The following is a 16,139-nucleotide window of genomic DNA, read 5'->3' as shown; positions in this document are numbered from 1 at the left end:
CGCGCCGGGCGGTAGGGCAGGTGTCATGGCTTCACCCGGCGCGGACAAGGCAGGTGCACCAACAGGCAAGTGCCCCCACAGGCAAGTGCCCCCACAGGCAGGTGCGTCTACCGGCAGACGCGCGTCAGTTCCAGGGGTTGGCCGGCTGGTCGTTGATGAACGTCCAGAAACGGGTGCCGGCCGGGACGTCCCCGTAGGCCCAGTAGCTCCAGCCGCCCGAGTTCTCCAGGTTGGGCCCGTACCTGCCGTCGTGGAACTCGGCCATGCGCCAGCCCGCCCCGAAGTTGTTGGCGCAGACGCTGTCGGCGACCGCGAGGCTGGTCAGGCGCGTGCCGCGGATCGGATAGCTGGCCGCGACCGTGCCGCGCGCCCAGCCCGCGTAGAAGCCGGGGGTGATGCCGTCGGGCACCGGCGAGCCGTCGACTCTCAGGCAGAGCACCGGCAGGGCCGTGGTCGTGGCGGTGTCGCCCTGGTACGGGTTGCTCAGGGCGCCGCCGCCCACCTGCACCGTCCCGCTGGGGCCCGACAATCTGGTTTTGAGACACATGTTGTGGCTAACGTGTAGGCATGCCGATTGCACCGGAGTACCTGCATCTTGTGCTTCCAGGTCCATTCCCTGCCTACATCTACGGCCGCGCCAGCCACGACCCAAAGAAGAAGGGGCGCAGTGTCAGTACCCAGGTGCATGAGGGACGTTCACTCTGCGAAAAATGGGGATGGCCCATCGTTGGCGTCTTCGATAAGGACGTCGACCGATCAGCGTCTCGTCACGCCAAGCAGCAACGCACCGACTTCGAAGCCATGCTCGAAGGCATTCGAGCTGGAGCGTGTCGAATCGCCGTCGCGTGGGAAGCGTCTCGGTACTACCGAGATCTTGAAGCCTATGTTCGGTTGCGCAATGCATGTCAGGAAGGTGGTGTGCTGCTGTGCTACAACGGCATGGTCTACGACCTGAGCAGGCGGGAGGACATTAAGGCCACGGCGCGAGACGCCCTTGACGCCGAGGACGAGGCGGAGGGTATCCGCGACCGGAACCTGCGCACACACAAGAAGATCATTGCAGACGGGACACCACATGGCCGCACCCCGTATGGCTACACGCGTCGTTACGACCCCGACACTGGTGATTTGGTAGGCCAGATCCCTCACCCACTGCAGGCAAAGTTCGTTCGCGAGATCTTTGAGCGTTTTGCGGGGGGCCAGTCGGTCTTCCGCATTGCGCAATACCTGAACACCCAGCCCGATGCCGCGCAGGCAACAGGGGTACCCTGGAGGGCAGTTCGGATCTACGGGCTACTGAGCATGAGAGTCTACATCGGCGAGCGCGTTCACCACGGAGTCGTAATTCCAGGAAAGGCCAAATGGGAGCCGCTCGTAGACGAATCAACGTTCTTTCGCGTGCAAACGATCCTTCAAGACCCAAGCCGACACAGGCAGCACGACACTTCGGCTAAGCATCTCCTGTCCAGGATCAGCTTCTGCGGTAATCACCCCGATCGAGAGCAGAAGGCACTGGAAGCCCTAGCCAGGCTAGAGCAGGGGGAGCCGGTGAGGCTCCATCAACATGACTTGCTCCCGATTTTGACAAAGTACAAACGGCACGGTGGACGCGGATACAAGTGTGACGATTACAACGACACAGCCATCTCTGCACCCACTATGGAGGCATACGTCGAGGAGGGTCTCTTGACCTGGCTTCAAACCCCGGAAGCATCAGCGGCATTCAGACCCGACCTATCAGACGCCAGGTCCAAAGCTAACCTGGAGCAGCTGGAGAGGCTTTCGGCGCAACTAGACGAGGCGCGGAAGACAGCTGCAGAGTTCGACAGACACGGCCGACCTAAGCTTTCCATCGCCTCACTGGCTGCACTTGAGGCACGGCTTCAGCCTCTAATCGAGAGGGCCAGATCCGAGCTAGATAGGGCCAGTGCGCAGATGTCACCACTGCTCAGGGAGCTGATCGGACGGGATGACATCGAGAAGGCCTGGTCCGAGTTGCATATTGAGCAGCAACGGGAAGTTATCCGACAGACCGTAACGGTACGACTGCATAAAACGACCCAGGGGGCGAGGAGGCTGACACCTGGCCGAATCACTTTGTCTTTTGTTGACCAGCCGGGATTCATAGGCCGGTTTCGATAGCCGCTAAGTGCGACTAGCGTCACACCCGCGGGGACGGTCAGCTTCGGAGGGGCGGTGTGTACCAGGGAAACGGATGACGGATTGATTTCCTGTCGACGCCTCCAGTAGGCGACCGTTCGTAAGCATAGTGAAGGCACTCTCAAAGGTCTCACAGATGAGAGCGGCCCGATTCTCTTCGAACTCGGCTTGGAGCCGGGCTCGTTCAGCGGCTAGCTGCGCTGCTGCTTGACACGTGGCTGCTTCCGCATCACGACGCATACGGTCGCGTTCCAGCCCCAACGCCGCCTGGGCAGCTACGTACTTCGTCCGCTCCATGTCCGCCGCTCGGATCGCATCCTGAATGCGGGCCCGCTCGGCGGAGGTGTCAACGATCCACGAGCGGATCAGTCGCAGTGCAGCGAAGGTGAGAGCCGTGATGGTGAGGCAGGCGCCACCCGCAGCCTGTGCCGGATCGCCAGTCAGTGTGCCATGCGTGACCACGGCAAGGCCTATGACCAGAATGCATGTTGCCGTTGCTGCGGTGGTTCTTCCGCCTGAAAGGATCATCAGGCCCCCCGTTCATCGTTCAGCTGCTGCGCCTCCCTCATCGCCAGCGCTACCGGCGTCGCGCGAGGCTTGTGCGGTGCGCCTCCTCAGACGCTCGACCATGCCGGCGAACAACTCGCGGTCAAGGGCATCCTTGATGCCCAGTTCGTCGGCTGCTTCATCAATCGTGATGGGCTGTGATCGTACCCGGGGTGTAGCGATTTGGTGCAGGGTTGAAGCAGATACGATTTCCGCGCCAACGAGTAGCTCGCCGATGGGGATGCGCAGCGCGGCGGCCAGCGCCTCGAAGCTGCGGGGGTCGGGGATGCGTTCGCCGGAGAGCATGCGGCTGATGGTTGTCTCTGGGAGACCAGAGTCGCGAGCCAGGCGCGCGACGGCGCCGCGGCCGACGTAGCCGGCGCGTTCCGCGGCTGTCCTGACAACGTTGGCGAACTTTTCGGCCCGACTGGGCTCGCTGTGAGGGGTCATGGAAGGGCAGCCTATCTTCCTAGCAAGGTGGACAACAGGGCTTGCTAGCGAGCAAGTATGCAGGTCAGGCCACTTCTAGCGTGCCTCCAGGCAGATGAGCCACTCGAAAGTAAATTCGACTCAAATGTTTCTCATTCCATGCTTGCTAGCAAGGATTGAGCCCGGTAGTTTCTTGCTCGTGAGAAGGAACGTCCTCCTCGCGAGCAAGAAGGGGGGTGCTCGTGTACCGCCTACGCATTGATCGTCTGCTCGCCATAGCCCACGCCAAGGGCGACAACCGTCAAGCCGCGATCGCCAAGCGCGCTCAGCTGTCCGAATCTTCCGTCTCTCGCTTCCTCAAGGGCACCCGACAGCCTGACCTGAACTCGACCTTGAGTCTGGCGGCTGCGTACGGAGTCCCGGTGGAGTCGCTGATGGAACGTGTCGAGGCCGACGCGTGACGCCGGCAGAGCGCCGTGCGCTTCTCGGCGACGACGTCATCGCTCACATCCACCGCGGGGTTGCAGCCGCTCCCCCTCCGCCTCCGGAGGTCATCGCGAAGCTGCGCCTGATCTTCACCAACCCGGCCAGCACGCCGGACGCCGCGGATCACCGCTCTGCTGCCTGACCGCGGCCGCTAAAGGGGGCCGCTCGCGACTTCCCGGCCCGAGCGACCCCGCACGGATCACCTCACCCCACCAAGGAAGAGAGGCTCACCGTGAGCACCCAGAGTATCGAACAACAGCCCTTGCCTCCGTGGGCACGGGCCCGGGACAACAGCAACGCCGTTCAGGTCATGGTCGACGGCAGCCGTCTCCCTGCTCCGGCGATCATCGGGCGCGCAGACGCCGTATACATCGCGGTGGCGGACGTCGACGACCTCGGCGAGTGGCTGGCCGTGCTCGGTGGCGAAATCCACGTCAGTCCCAGCTATGAGGGCATCGAGCTGTGGACCTTGCACACGTACACCCCGATTCGGGGGGATGGCTCGCGGGTCTCGATCCGGGTGTCGGTGCCGCTTCCGGCTCATGAGCTGGTCATGGACGACATCCTCGCGGCGGTGTCCCGGTGAGCGGCGAAGCGCGCGTCTGGGTGGCGCGGAACATCATCGTCGCAACGTGGGAAGCCTCGTCCGACCCGCTCGCTGACCCGGCATCGGAGGCCGCGCAGGCGCTGGAAGACGCTTGCCTGCTGCAGTCGCCGAAGTCGGCTGCCGAGCTGGAGCGCCTGCGGCGGCTGGAGCTCGCGGTTTACGTCGTGGCCGGTGAGCTCGCCGGCATCGTCGCGACGGCTCCGGATGGGCTGACGATCTACGAGGCGCGCCGTGAGGGGAAGGTGCTGGGGCCGTACACGACCCTCGGTGCCGCTCAGCAGCACGCCGAGGACGACGCCCGGCAGATCCACTCTCGTCTCCGGTTCGTGTGGGCGGGTGACGAGCTGCTGATGCGTAAGGACGGCGACTTGGTCGCCACGGGCCACAGCGTCGCGACGGTTCCGGTCGCGTCTTACTACGACGTGAAGGGGGCCCGATGAGCGTGCCCAGCAAGAAGCCCGGCTTGTCGTTCAGCTCGACCGCCGATGGGCTCCAGGTGGTTCTCCGGGCGGATCAGATCCGGCACGACACGATCACCGGTCTCGTCGCCGAGTGGCACGAGGAAGGCGGTCGGGACGACGTCGAGGGCGCTCTGGCGGATCTCGCAGAGGTCTGTCATCCCGGCCGTGACCCACGCCCGGCGGAGGTCGATGCCGCGTTGGAGGCGGTTGAGGATGCTGCGTGCCTGGGGTGGGCGCGGATGACGATCAGCTTCGACGACGCGGTGCAGCTGCGGGCCGAACTGGATGCGCTGATCCGGCGTCGCGCGTCTCGGTTCGCTCGGCCGGGCGGCTCGGTACCGCGTCAGCGCGAGGGCGGTGAGGCCGCGTGACCGCTCGCCTGTACCGGCAATGCCCGGCTGGCCGTTGCGAACACCTCATCGAGGTGGGTGTGGCCGCAGCGGATGAGGTGTGGGACCGGATGGTCGAGCATCTCGTCGACGAGCACCGTGTCCCGGAGCACGAGGCCGGTCTGCTGATGAGCCACCCCGCCAGGACTGTCGCCCGGACCGACGCGCAAGTGTCCGGCCCCGTAGCACGCCAGGCGATGCTCCTGGCCGTCATCGCTGAGTGGTCGGGCGAGTGGACCACGATCCGGGTTCACCGGCTCTACCGGGTTCTTGGCATTGCCCCCAAGGTCGGCACTGCCCGTGGAGACCTGAAGGCCCTTGCGGACCGCGGGGCGCTGGTTCTGCACGATGCGTGCGGGCGTCGGTTCTTCACTCTCCGGGCGGGGGGTGGTGCGGGTGTCTGAGTCCGTGCTGGCCGGGGCTTCGGCCCCGGCCGCCGGTCGGCGCGCTCAGGCGTCGGCCGCCGCGCCCACCGGCGAGGACCGTGTTCCGCGGCCGTCACAGGGCTGGTACCGCGACCCTGAGACCGGGGCGAAGCTGCGTCGCGTCACCACGATCCTCGGCCAGGGATACCCCAAGCCCGAGCTCGTCTTCTGGTCCGCGAATCTCACTGCAGCCGACGCCTTCGCCACCCTCCCCGCCCTTGTCGCCGCGTCGCTTCGGCCGGCGGAGAAGGAGGCCGCCTATGACTGGCTGCGCAAGGGCCACATCCGCAAGAAGGAAGAGCGGGGCGACATCGGCAAGGCCGCCCACCAGCTCGTCGAAGCACATGTGCTCGGCACCCCGCTGCCTGAGGAACTGCTCGCCGACCCGGAGATGGCTCCGTACCTGGACGGCTTCCTCCGGTTCGTCGAGGAATGGCAGGTCACCTTCGAGGCCTCAGAGATGACCGTCGGCAACTTCACCGACGGCTACGCCGGGACGCTCGACTACCTGTTCCGCTCGCCGAAGATCGCCGCCGCGCTGAAGGTCCCGGCCCACACGCTGTTCATCGGGGACACCAAGACCGGGGGCGAGCTCGACGAGAAGGGCGTCTACCCCGAGGCCGGTCTCCAGATGGCTGCCTACCGGCGGGCGGAGGTCGGGTGGCTGCGGGACGGCAGCAAGGTCCCGCTTCCGCAGGTGCACGACGTCGGCATCGTCCTTCACCTGCGGCCCGAGGGCTACCGCGTGATGCCGCTCAAGTGCGGCGACGACGTCTTCAACGCCTTCCTCTACGTCCAGCAGGTCGCCGAGTTCAAGCGGGTCCTGTCCAAGTCCGTTGTCGGCGAGGCGCTCGCGCTGCCTGCCGCTCCCGAAGGGAGGGCTGCCTGATGCCCATCCTCGATCTCCAGCGCCGGATGCGTCAGCTCGGCGAGATCCGTATCGGTCACACCGTCGACACCGGCCAGGTCAGTCAGCGGACCGGGAAGCCGATCAAGCGCCCGGTAAAGCTCAACAAGTTCCGCTTCACCAGCGCCTCCCGTCCCATCCTCGAACAGGTCGCGGAACTGTACGGCGGGAAGGTCCAGCCGTGGACGCCGGCGAACGGCGGGCCATCCGAGTTCGAGGTATTCAGCACCACCGACCGGCTCCCGGTCCTGATCCCTCCGCGCGACGCTGTCTCGCAGTGGTACGAGCTCTACAACGGATCGAAGTGCATCCGCCGCTGCGACGGCCGCATCGAGCAGAAGACCGACCGGCCGTGCATGTGCAACCCGGACAAGCGGCAGTGCTCCATCACCACCCGCGTGAACGTCATGCTCCGCGACGTGCCAGCGCTGGGTCAGTGGCTGCTGATCTCCAAGGGCTACTACGCCGCCGTGGAACTGCCGCCCGCCGCCGAGCTCCTGGCGCAGGCCGGGGGGTACGTGGCGGGATGGCTGGGGATGGAGGAGAAGGCCGTCGTCCGCGACGAGGGGCCTGCCCGCTTCATGGTCCCGACCTTGGACGTGGAGATCACCCCGGCCGCGCTGATGGCAGGAAACATCACCGGCGCCCCGGCGGCTGTCGCCTCGGGGCCGGAGCGGGTGGCCATCACCGGAGGGCGCCCGGACTACGCGGCGCTCGCTGCCGTGGCTAAGACCGGTGATGACGTGCTCCGTCTGTGGAAGCAGGCTGAGCAGGCCGGGCACCTGGACGACGCGCTGCGCGCGGTACTCAAGCCCCGTGGCGAGGAGCTGCGGAAGGCCGAGCGGGATGCCGACGAGGCAGCGAACACTGTGGGTGGGGCAGGGGGGCAGGCCGACCCGCGCCAGAGCGAGCCCACCGACGACGCTGAGCTTCTCACCGAACTGGTGCAGGACGCCGAGATCGTCGAGGACGACGACGTCGACGCCCTCTGGTTCCAGATCATCGCCGCTGCCGGACAGCGCGGCATGACCACGGAGCAGGTCGAGAAGGACTTCGCCGCCGCCAACGACGGCCAGCATCCCTCGACTGCGTCGGCTGAGCGGCTGCGGTCCTTCCTCGCGCTGCTGAAGGGTGGTCGCTCATGAGCTGGCATCTCGGCAGGCTCGCGGGCTTCGACTTGGAGACCACCAGCCCGGACCCGGAGACCGCGCGGATCGTGACCGCGTGCGTCGTCCAGTGCGGCGGCGATCACCCCACCCAGCACGCGAACTGGCTCTCCGACGTCGACGGACAGGAGATTCCGGCCGCAGCAGCCGAGATCCACGGGGTGACCACGGAGCGGGCCCGTGCGGAAGGCGTCGATCTGCGGCAGGTCGTCGACGAGGTCCTCACCGCTCTTACGCAGGTCGTGCTGTCCGGGATCCCGGTGGTGGCGATGAACGCCCGCTACGACCTGACCCTGCTGGACCGCGAGGCGCGCCGGTTCGGGATGACGTCGCTGACCGACCGGGCCGGCGCCGGGCTGCGGGTGATCGACCCCTACGTCCTCGACAAGCAATCCGACCGCTACCGCAAGGGCTCGCGCAAGCTCACCGCCTTGTGTGAGCACTACGAGGTTCCGCTGCACGGCGCGCACTCGGCCGACGCAGACGCCATCGCCGCCTGCCGGGTCGCATGGCGCCAGGGCTGCTGGTACGCCCCGCTCGCCGCGATGTCCCTCGATCAGCTGCACGCGGCGCAGGTCGGGTGGGCGGCGGAGCAGGCCGCTTCGCTGCAGGAGTACTTCCGCCGCACGGACCCGGCCGCGGTCGTCGAGGGCGCGTGGCCACTCATCCCCGCTCAGGAGGTACGCGATGTTCCTTAGCCGTCGCAAGTACGACGCCCTGCGCGAGGAGCTGGCCCGACTGGAGGCTGAGCGAGACGAGGGTCGCCAGGCAAGGCGCCAGCTGGTCACGGACCTGAGGGAGGCGCACGAGAGCCTCAAGCAGATCACGGACCATGACGGTCGGCTGACGGCGCTGTTGCAGACAACGCAGCGGGACCAGGGCGCGGAGGTCGCGCGGCTCAATCGGCGTCTGGAGCGGGCTCTGGGGGCCTGTGCCCGGTATCGGGCGGAGGCGGAGGCTGCCCGTCGACCGCGGCCGAAGGTGCCGGGTGGGCGCGAGCTGTACCTCACCAGGAGAGCGCACCGAGAGTTGGCGGAGCGCCTGGTGGAGCTGCAGGCTGCGAACGACGCCATGTGCCGGGAGCGGGTGGATGAGGCGGGCACGCTCGCCGTCGTCCGTCCGGCTGGTCGTGAGCCGGGGGTGGCGTCGTGATCGGCACCGTCATGGCGGCCGGGGTCGGGCTGGGCGGGCTGACAGCCGCGGCGTGGTCGATCAACGGCCGTCTGATCTCGGCGACCGCGGGTCTGCGCCGGGCCCGTCTCGCCCCGCAGCCGCCGTACGCCGACTTCTCGGTGGCCGACGTCTACGCCGTCCGCTACCTCCCTTGCGCTCCGTGCGCCCGGCCGCACCTGCCGCACGAGGTCGACGACCAGGAATGCACCGCCCGGTGCGTGGAGTGCAGGATCGCCCGGCCTCTCACCGCTGAGGAGGGCCCGTGTTGAGCGCCCTCGACTGGCGGGTGATCTTGCTGAGCTGCATCGGCCTAACGTCGCTGATCGCCGCCGGAGTCATCGCGCTCGTCCTCATTGCGCGGGCGGCCTGGAAGCTGGCCAGCCTGATTCTCGCTCTGCTCTCTGCGCCACGAGGCCAGCACCGAGCACTACGCAATGACCCGGGAAAGGGACCCGACGAAGCCGAGCCTTCCCCTCTCGCTGGTCTCAACATGCCGGGGCCCTGCCCTGAGCACGGCCAGGACATGCACCTCATTCACGCCGACGGCAGCCGTACCTGCTGGTCCTGCGCTGCGTCCACCGGGAGGGACTAGTGACCACTTCCGTACCGACCGTAATCCCCGCTCCCGCTCCGGCCGGGGCGGGCCCCCGCCGCCTCTACCGGGTCGCCGGCCTCGACATCAGCCTCACCGGCACCGGTGTTGCCACCGCCGGCGGTACCACCCGCATCCCCACCCGCGGCCACCGCAACGACTCCCTCGCCGCCCGCCGCAACCGGATCAAGCTGATCGCCGACCTGGTGGTCACCGAAGTCGGCGACGTCGACCTCGCCGCCGTCGAGGGACCCGTCTCCTACAGCCAGCCCGGCGGAAGCACCTGGGACCGGGCCGGGCTGTGGTGGCAGATCGTCGACCGACTCATCGGCCGGGACATCCCTGTCGCAGTGATCCCGCCGACCTGCCGCGCGAAGTACGCCACCGGCTCCGGCGCCGCCCGCAAGGCCATGGTCCTGGAGGCCGCGCAGCGCCGGTACGGGGCCGTCCTCCCCAGCGACGACGAGGCAGATGCCCTCGTCCTGCGGGCCATGGGGCTGCACTTCCTCGGCCAGCCGCTTGCCGACGTGCCGCCCGGGCACGGGGTCGCACTGGTCGGCTGCCAGTGGCCCGACCTCGGGACGGGGGTGGCCCGGTGAAGACCCGCGCGCCCAAGACGAAGACCCGTACTGCCACCCACCGGCCGGCCGTCAGGCGCCGACGCTTCCGCCACGACGGGTACACCGCAGTCGACCTTTTCAGCGGCTTCGGCGGACTCACCAAGGGTATTGAGGACGCTGGCTTCGACACGATCATGGCCGCGAACCACAAGCGGTACAAGGTCGAGGTCCACGAAGCGAACCACCCCCAGGCCGAACACTGGATCGCCGACCTGGTCAACCCCGAGTCTTCCGACTACCACTCCGCCCGCGACCTTCCCCCGGCTGATCTCTTGGCCGCCGGAGTCAGCTGCGTCAACCATTCGCTCGCCAACACGATCCGGGCTTACGAGCAGGGCGCGACGTTGTTCGAGCTGGAGGACCCCGACTACGAGGCCCAGGTGACGCGCTCGGAGCGGGACCGCGCGACCGCGAACTGCGTCTTGCAGTACGCCGCCAAGCACCACCCCCGGCTCATCTTGGTCGAGTGCACCACCCAGCTCACCTCGTGGGGGCCCGCGCTGCCCGGCCGCAAGAAGGTCGGCGACGGGAGCACCTACAGGTACTGGCTCAAGCAGTTCGATCTGCTCGGCTACAACCACAGGGTCCTGTACCTGAACAGCCAGTTCTTCGGGGTTCCGCAGTCGAGGGACCGCGGTTACTGGGTGTTCGTCGACAAGTCCCTGCCGATGCCCGACCTGGAGCACCGGCCGGTGTCCCGCTGCGGGCGCTGCGACAAGGACGTCGAGGCGGTGTGGACGTGGAAGACCGGCATCCCCGCGAGCGGCACGGTGATGTACGGCAAGCAGTACGAATACCGGTGCCCGTCCTGCCGTCGTCCCGTCGTCCCGCCGATGACGCCGTCGCTGGCCGCGCTCGACCTCAGTGACCTTGGCACGCGCATCGGCGACAAGCCGATCAAGACGTTCAAGGATGGCTTCGTGGGGCCGCTGGCGCGGTCGTCGATGGCGCGTGCGGAGCGGTGCCGCCAGCGCTTCGCCGACTTCCCGGCCATCCTCATGCCGGCGAAGGGCGTGCACGGTTCGGAGCGGCTTCTGCTGCAACCGATGGCGACGCAAACCAGCCAGCAGGAGACCGCGATCCTGTCGACCGGCCCGGTCATCCAGCCGCTCTGGGCCCAAGGCGCCGCCGAGGGACTGACCGCGCCGCCGATGGCGCTCGCGGTGGACAACTTCCAGGGTGCCGCGCGCGGCGCCGGGGAGCCGCTGCCCACCCAGGTCGGTTCGGAGACCCTCGCCGTGCTGTCCTCCGGTGTTCTGCCGTACCGGAAGAACACGCTGCCCACGCTGCACAGCGAGGCGATGCCCACCTTCACCTCGGAGCAGATCCCGGCCGTGCTGACGGCCGCCGGCTGGTACAAGCAGAACGGCCCCACCGGGACCGAGACCGCGCCGCACCCGGTCAGCACCCTCACCTCACGCGACACGACCGCGCTGCTCATGGCCCAGTGGCAGGCCACGCTCGCCGAACTGCCGCTCGAAGATTGCTTCTACCGGATGATGGCCGCGCACGAGATCGGCCGCGGCTGCGGCTTCGACGTCGACTTCAACGACTACCGCGGCAGCTTCAAGGTCTGGGGTTCCGCCCGGGACCAGGTGGACGGGTTCGGGAACGCGGTATCACCGCGGGTCGGCGCCTGGATCGGGGCCCGGCTGCGCGCCATCCTCCACCGGGCGGAGGTGACCGCGTGACCGCCTCACACTACGCCCCCGACACACTCCAGCGCCCGGTCAACTGGGTCACGCGCTCCCTGTGTTCGCGCTCGGGCGTGGACCGTGCACTGTGGTACTCGGCCGACCCGGCAGAGCGCCAGGAGGCCCGCGACTGGTGCGAGTTCTGCCCCGTGCGCGAGGAGTGCCTGGAAGAGACGATGCGGGTGGAGGGCAATGCCCCCGCGAAGCAGCGGTTCGGGATCTTCGCCGGCCTCGACGGTGAAGAGCGCTACGAGCTCCGTATGACCGGCACAGTCGCCGAGCAGGTCACTCGCAATGGCCGGCCGCCCGCGAAGTGCGGCACGGAGTCCGCTTACCAGCGGCACGTGCGCGAGGGGGAGCCGATCGACGCCGCGTGCCGGGCGGCCCACAACGTGCAAGCCGCCAAATACCGGGCCAGAGCCCGGTCATGAGTGGCACATGGCCGCCGGCCGAGCTCCCGGGGTTCCACATCGACATGGGCGACTACACCCGCCCGTGGGCCCCGGGGTGCGGCTCCTGGCTCCGCCTGCCCACCGCCGACTACCTGTGCGGCAAGTGCGGGTGGACGGCCCACGCGAGCGCGGCCGGCGTGCTGACCATCACGACCACGATCGCCTCCCACCAGTGCTCCACCGATCCGAAGGGCTCCTCATGAAGCGCGCGACCGCGCCCACGGCCGTCCTGCTCCTCCTGGCCGCCACGCTCACCGCGTGCAGCGACGCCCCCGACGACTGTGCCCCCGTCCCCCTCGACCTGACAGCCGCGACCAAGAAAGCTGCGCCGGCCGCCAGGTCCACCTCGAAGCCGCGGACCAAACCGACGCGATCGGCCCCGAAGCCGAGCAGCAAGGCCAAGCACCGCAGCCACCACGACATCGACGTCTGCGACGACTGACGGCCCCCGGGGCGGGGCGACCACACACCCCCGCTCCGGGAGCACCAGCCCGGGTCGCGCAACGGCAGACGCAACCGCCTTAAAAGCGGCAACGGTGCGGGTTCGACTCCCGCCCCGGGCACTCCCGGCCCTTCGAGCTTCGAGAGGCATCATGACCTCACCCACCCCCTACCAGTTGCTCCCGCCACTGTCAGACGAGGAGTACGCGGCCCTGAGGGCAGACATCGCCGAGAACGGTGTCCGCGTCCCGATCGACGTCGACGAAAACGGCGCTGTCCTCGACGGCCACCACCGCGCATGGATCACCGCCGAGCTCGGCCTTGACTGCCCGCGCCGCGTCGTGGCCGGCCTGACCGACGAGCAGAAGCGCACGCACGCCCTCGCCGTCAACCTCTACCGGCGCAGCCTCAACCGCGCAGAGAAGCGCGCCCTCATCCAACGGTCCCTGGTCAGCGACCCGCACCTGTCCGACCGGCAGCACGCCGAGCGGACCGGCACCGACCACAAGACCGTCGGAGTCCAGCGCACCCAGCTGGAGGGACGTGGGGAAATTCCCCACGTCTCCGAACGGATCGACACCCAAGGGCGCCAGCAGCCCGTACCCCGGCCGGCTGCCCGAGCCGACGAGGCTGACCTCCTCGCGGGGGAGGATTGGGTCGAGCCGCAGGACGGGCAGTTCGAGCACCTCCTGGACGCCTCATCCCTCGGCGCACCCCACCTGGAGACCTTCGTCGGCCCTATCCCGTCCGAGGCCCGAGCGCGCATGGCGGAGCGGCGGAGGCCGCTGCCCGAGGCATTCGCCGGCGCCAGCCACGCCCTCGCCCGCGCCGCCGAGCGTCTCGGCCGCCTGACCGCCGACGACCGCTGGAGCAAGAACCGCGGGGCCACGCACCCTCACGCCCTCGATCTCCTAGGGGCGCTCAAGAACATGAGCGACCTCGTGCAGGCCATGGACCTGCCGACCGCCGCCACAACGTCGGAGGCTCGCCGCTGGTGGGCGACGAGCCTCCGACAGACCAGCGACGCCCTCGCCGACGTCGCCAACTCCCTCGAACAGGAGAACCGATGAACAACACCAGGGTAACCGTCCCGATCCTCCTGCCGGCCGGTCAGAGCGCCACGTCCGCCGTCCTCCTCGTCACCCCGGACATGGCCCGCGAATGGCTCACGCGTAATACCAACAACCGCAAGATCCGCGAGCGTGCCGTCGCCGACTACGCCCGCGACATGGCCGCCGGGAAATGGCTCATGAACGGCGAGGCCATCAAGTTCTCCGCGAAGGGGGCCCTGCTGGACGGCCAGCACCGTCTCCACGCCGTCATCGCCGCCGACGTCCCCGTCCTGATGCTGATCGTCACCGGGCTCGACGAAGGTACCCAGGAGACGATGGACGCCGGCCGCAAGCGCACCACAGGCGATGCCTTCGCGCTCCGCGGGGAGACCCACTTCACCGTCCTTGCTTCCGTCCTCAAGCGTGTCTGGCTCTGGGACCAGGGCGACCACCGGTTCACCCAGAACCGGGTGCCGACGACCGCGGAGTGCGCTCAGCTCCTGGCCGAGCGGCCTGAGATCCGGCGCTCCGTCGAGATCGCCGTCCGCGTGCACGCGGCCTTCCGGTACCTCCCTCAGTCCGCGGCAGGAACCGCCCACCACCTGTTCTCGCGGATCGACTCCGCCGAGGCCGTGTGGTTCTTCGCCCGCCTCGGCGACGGCGCCGAGCTCCCCGCCGGCCACCCGGTTCTGACGCTCCGGAACCGGGTCATGACGGAGCGGGCGGACCGGCGCAGCGTGCCGGACTACCGGTACATGGCCTACCTCATCCGTGCCTGGAACGCCGTCCGCGACGGCCGCGATCTCGGCCGCATCATCCAGGCCCCTGACGCCCCTATGCCCATGCCGAAGTAGCCGCCCTGCGGGGCCGCACGCAGCGGCCCCGCCCTCAGGAAGGACCCCACGATGCCCAACCCGAAGAAACCACCGGCCTACCTCACGGGACACGACCGGCAGCGGGAGGCCGAGCGCCTGGCCCCGCTCTACAGGGCCGGCGCCACGATCCGTCAGCTCGCCGCAGACACCGGCCGCTCCTACGGGGTCACCCGCAACCTCCTGCTCTTCGCCGGAGTGAAGCTCCGGCAGCGCGGCGGCGAGCCCCGCCCAACGCCCACCAGTACCCCGGGCGCCGGCGGCTCCCGGTGACATCGCGTCCGGGCAGCGGCGGGGCGGTCCGTACGGGCTGCCCCCGCTGCGGGCGCCCGGTGTGGCAGCAGCTCGTCGGCCGCCGCGCCGGCCTGAACGTCACCGCGGACGCCGAGGCGATGCCTGTTGCCGAGGCGGAGAAGCACCGGACCCCGCATCGCCTGCACTGGTGCCTGCGGCCGACGTCGAGCGGTCACGAGCTGCGGTGGCGGATCGACTGCGGACCGGCTTGTACGTACAGGCACGTAGTGGACCACCAGTGCCCGCCCGGGACGCCTCCGGGGCGCCGGCCGGAGGGGGCGCTGTGGTGAGGTCAATCTTTACGCCCGCGCGTGGGCTCCTCGATGAGTTGCGCAAGCGCCTCGTTGAGTCGCTGCTGTTCCTCTCCAGACAGTATCCCAATGGCGCGCGTCAGGACTTTGACGCGCCTGCTGTCCTTGCGTGCCTCGCTGTAGAACTCGGGTGTCACGAGGTAGGCCCGGCGCCGGCCGCGCACGGTCAGGGCGCTGACAAGGCCGTCTTCGCGTACCTGCTCGATGAGGCGGGTGAGGAGAGCTCGGGCGACCGTGAGCGGCACCTCTTGGATGCCGTCGGCGGCGATCTGCGGGCCCGGTCCAGTGGTCATGCCGAGAGTGTAAACCATGACCATTCTTTCAATGATTGCCAATCTTTAAAGTTTGGTGAGATGATGGATGCAGAGCGAGCGGTCGCACAACCGCCCTGACCTCGCCTTTTCTCCTGCGCCCCCGTCCGGCACGACCGAGAAGAGCACCACATGCCCCACTTCGCCGTCGACACGAGCGTCCACGCGCACCGCAAGGTCGTGCGCGTCGGCAACGCCGCCTTGGGCCTGTGGACCCGCTTCGGCTCCTACGCCTGCGACCACCTCACCGACGGCGTCATCCCAGCCGAGATCGCGGCCATGTACGGCACGCCCCCACAGATCAAGAAGCTCATGTCCGTCGGCATGCTCCACGGAGCCGACCACTCATGCACCCGATGCGCCCAACCGGGGGCAGGCGACTACGTCCTGCACGACTACATCGGCCCCAACGCGACCAGGGCCGTGGTCGAGAAGCGCCGCGAGAAGGCCGCTGAGAAGAAGCGCGGTCAGCGCGCCGCCCAGGAAAACGCCTCTCGAAACGACGACGAATCGTCGCCGAATCTCGACGGAAAAGAAGACGTTTCGCGCGCGAAAGATGCCCCCGTTTTTGAGGGCTTCGCAGGTCAGCGCGACGCGTCCCCGGGGGACCAAACTCAGACTCGCGCGCGCCCGCGCCCTAACCCTCTCCCTCCTTCTCTTCCAAAGGAAGAGAAGGAGGAGAAGCAAGCTAGCTGCGCCAGCCCGACTCCCCCCATCGGTGGCCGCCCCCGGATCCCCGACTCCTGCCGCC

Annotated in this window: 22 protein-coding genes, 1 tRNA gene and 1 pseudogene; 21 read left to right on the top strand and 3 right to left on the bottom strand. The window is 68.3% G+C overall.

Going from position 1 to position 16,139, the window contains the following annotated elements; genetic code table 11:
* Nucleotides 1-124 precede the first annotated feature (124 nt).
* On the bottom strand, nucleotides 125-529 hold the full coding sequence (locus ACSNOG_RS17865) for a hypothetical protein (RefSeq protein ID WP_436753634.1): 405 nt from the start codon (nucleotides 527-529) through the stop codon (nucleotides 125-127).
* Nucleotides 530-567: 38 nt separating this feature from the next.
* Here ACSNOG_RS17865 and ACSNOG_RS17860 point away from each other — a divergent pair, with 38 nt between their 5' ends.
* Nucleotides 568-2,142: a recombinase family protein gene (locus tag ACSNOG_RS17860; protein ID WP_436753633.1), complete on the top strand. Its 1,575-nt coding sequence runs from the start codon at nucleotides 568-570 to the stop codon at nucleotides 2,140-2,142.
* A gap of 558 nt (nucleotides 2,143-2,700) precedes the next feature.
* On the opposite strand, the gene ACSNOG_RS17855 is transcribed toward ACSNOG_RS17860, so the two are convergent.
* The gene (locus ACSNOG_RS17855; RefSeq protein WP_436753632.1) at nucleotides 2,701-3,156 is read right to left on the bottom strand and encodes a helix-turn-helix domain-containing protein; all 456 of its coding nucleotides are present in this window, start codon (nucleotides 3,154-3,156) and stop codon (nucleotides 2,701-2,703) included.
* Between the two features lie 221 nt (nucleotides 3,157-3,377).
* Here ACSNOG_RS17855 and ACSNOG_RS17850 point away from each other — a divergent pair, with 221 nt between their 5' ends.
* The 19 genes from ACSNOG_RS17850 to ACSNOG_RS17760 all read left to right on the top strand — a co-directional run bounded on the left by ACSNOG_RS17850 (nucleotide 3,378) and on the right by ACSNOG_RS17760 (nucleotide 14,745).
* A complete protein-coding gene (locus ACSNOG_RS17850) occupies nucleotides 3,378-3,596 on the top strand; it encodes a helix-turn-helix domain-containing protein (protein ID WP_436753631.1) in 219 nt (72 codons plus the stop codon).
* A 257-nt stretch (nucleotides 3,597-3,853) separates the two neighbouring features.
* On the top strand, nucleotides 3,854-4,207 hold the full coding sequence (locus ACSNOG_RS17845) for a hypothetical protein (RefSeq protein WP_436753630.1): 354 nt from the start codon (nucleotides 3,854-3,856) through the stop codon (nucleotides 4,205-4,207).
* A complete protein-coding gene (locus ACSNOG_RS17840; protein WP_436753629.1) occupies nucleotides 4,204-4,668 on the top strand; it encodes a hypothetical protein in 465 nt (154 codons plus the stop codon). The genes ACSNOG_RS17845 and ACSNOG_RS17840 overlap by 4 nt, the downstream gene beginning before the upstream one ends.
* Nucleotides 4,665-5,060, top strand: coding sequence for a hypothetical protein (locus ACSNOG_RS17835; protein WP_436753628.1), 396 nt, complete (start codon nucleotides 4,665-4,667; stop codon nucleotides 5,058-5,060). The genes ACSNOG_RS17840 and ACSNOG_RS17835 overlap by 4 nt, the downstream gene beginning before the upstream one ends.
* Nucleotides 5,057-5,482 (top strand): hypothetical protein, encoded by a 426-nt coding sequence (locus ACSNOG_RS17830; protein WP_436753627.1) that lies wholly within the window; start codon nucleotides 5,057-5,059, stop codon nucleotides 5,480-5,482. The genes ACSNOG_RS17835 and ACSNOG_RS17830 overlap by 4 nt, the downstream gene beginning before the upstream one ends.
* The gene (locus ACSNOG_RS17825; protein ID WP_436753626.1) at nucleotides 5,475-6,392 is read left to right on the top strand and encodes a hypothetical protein; all 918 of its coding nucleotides are present in this window, start codon (nucleotides 5,475-5,477) and stop codon (nucleotides 6,390-6,392) included. Before ACSNOG_RS17830 ends, ACSNOG_RS17825 begins: the two co-directional genes overlap by 8 nt.
* On the top strand, nucleotides 6,392-7,555 hold the full coding sequence (locus tag ACSNOG_RS17820) for a recombination directionality factor (protein WP_436753625.1): 1,164 nt from the start codon (nucleotides 6,392-6,394) through the stop codon (nucleotides 7,553-7,555). The genes ACSNOG_RS17825 and ACSNOG_RS17820 overlap by 1 nt, the downstream gene beginning before the upstream one ends.
* Nucleotides 7,552-8,274 (top strand): 3'-5' exonuclease, encoded by a 723-nt coding sequence (locus ACSNOG_RS17815; protein WP_436753624.1) that lies wholly within the window; start codon nucleotides 7,552-7,554, stop codon nucleotides 8,272-8,274. The genes ACSNOG_RS17820 and ACSNOG_RS17815 overlap by 4 nt, the downstream gene beginning before the upstream one ends.
* Nucleotides 8,264-8,728: a hypothetical protein gene (locus tag ACSNOG_RS17810; protein WP_436753623.1), complete on the top strand. Its 465-nt coding sequence runs from the start codon at nucleotides 8,264-8,266 to the stop codon at nucleotides 8,726-8,728. Before ACSNOG_RS17815 ends, ACSNOG_RS17810 begins: the two co-directional genes overlap by 11 nt.
* Nucleotides 8,725-9,018, top strand: coding sequence for a hypothetical protein (locus ACSNOG_RS17805; RefSeq protein WP_436753622.1), 294 nt, complete (start codon nucleotides 8,725-8,727; stop codon nucleotides 9,016-9,018). The genes ACSNOG_RS17810 and ACSNOG_RS17805 overlap by 4 nt, the downstream gene beginning before the upstream one ends.
* 322 nt (nucleotides 9,019-9,340) lie before the next feature.
* Nucleotides 9,341-9,940 carry a hypothetical protein gene (locus ACSNOG_RS17800; RefSeq protein WP_436753621.1) on the top strand — a complete coding sequence of 200 codons (600 nt, stop codon included), beginning with the start codon at nucleotides 9,341-9,343 and terminating at the stop codon, nucleotides 9,938-9,940.
* Nucleotides 9,937-11,652, top strand: a complete 1,716-nt coding sequence (locus ACSNOG_RS17795) for a DNA cytosine methyltransferase (RefSeq protein WP_436753620.1) — start codon at nucleotides 9,937-9,939, stop codon at nucleotides 11,650-11,652. Before ACSNOG_RS17800 ends, ACSNOG_RS17795 begins: the two co-directional genes overlap by 4 nt.
* Nucleotides 11,649-12,086, top strand: a complete 438-nt coding sequence (locus ACSNOG_RS17790; protein WP_436753619.1) for a WhiB family transcriptional regulator — start codon at nucleotides 11,649-11,651, stop codon at nucleotides 12,084-12,086. The genes ACSNOG_RS17795 and ACSNOG_RS17790 overlap by 4 nt, the downstream gene beginning before the upstream one ends.
* The gene (locus ACSNOG_RS17785) at nucleotides 12,083-12,310 is read left to right on the top strand and encodes a hypothetical protein (protein ID WP_436753618.1); all 228 of its coding nucleotides are present in this window, start codon (nucleotides 12,083-12,085) and stop codon (nucleotides 12,308-12,310) included. Before ACSNOG_RS17790 ends, ACSNOG_RS17785 begins: the two co-directional genes overlap by 4 nt.
* Nucleotides 12,307-12,549, top strand: a complete 243-nt coding sequence (locus tag ACSNOG_RS17780; protein ID WP_436753617.1) for a hypothetical protein — start codon at nucleotides 12,307-12,309, stop codon at nucleotides 12,547-12,549. The genes ACSNOG_RS17785 and ACSNOG_RS17780 overlap by 4 nt, the downstream gene beginning before the upstream one ends.
* Before the next feature lie 47 nt (nucleotides 12,550-12,596).
* A tRNA-Leu gene (locus ACSNOG_RS17775) sits at nucleotides 12,597-12,670 on the top strand.
* 30 nt (nucleotides 12,671-12,700) lie between these two features.
* Entirely contained in the window at nucleotides 12,701-13,618 is a 918-nt protein-coding gene (locus ACSNOG_RS17770; protein WP_436753616.1) for a ParB N-terminal domain-containing protein, read from the top strand.
* Nucleotides 13,615-14,454, top strand: coding sequence for a hypothetical protein (locus ACSNOG_RS17765; RefSeq protein WP_436753615.1), 840 nt, complete (start codon nucleotides 13,615-13,617; stop codon nucleotides 14,452-14,454). Before ACSNOG_RS17770 ends, ACSNOG_RS17765 begins: the two co-directional genes overlap by 4 nt.
* A 51-nt stretch (nucleotides 14,455-14,505) precedes the next feature.
* A complete protein-coding gene (locus tag ACSNOG_RS17760) occupies nucleotides 14,506-14,745 on the top strand; it encodes a helix-turn-helix domain-containing protein (protein WP_436753614.1) in 240 nt (79 codons plus the stop codon).
* A 313-nt stretch (nucleotides 14,746-15,058) separates the two neighbouring features.
* On the opposite strand, the gene ACSNOG_RS17755 is transcribed toward ACSNOG_RS17760, so the two are convergent.
* Complete coding sequence (locus ACSNOG_RS17755) at nucleotides 15,059-15,370, bottom strand: hypothetical protein (protein ID WP_436753613.1); 312 nt, start codon at nucleotides 15,368-15,370, stop codon at nucleotides 15,059-15,061.
* Between the two features lie 150 nt (nucleotides 15,371-15,520).
* On the opposite strand from ACSNOG_RS17755, the pseudogene ACSNOG_RS17750 reads away from it, so the two are divergent.
* A pseudogene (locus ACSNOG_RS17750) lies at nucleotides 15,521-16,139 on the top strand (mucin-2); the annotation flags it as partial.

It is taken from the genome of Streptomyces sp. URMC 124, from assembly GCF_051386455.1.
Taxonomy (GTDB): Bacteria; Actinomycetota; Actinomycetes; order Streptomycetales; family Streptomycetaceae; genus Streptomyces.
The sequence above is the reverse complement of the archived record's forward strand: the minus strand, read 5'-3'. Positions and strand labels throughout refer to the sequence as shown.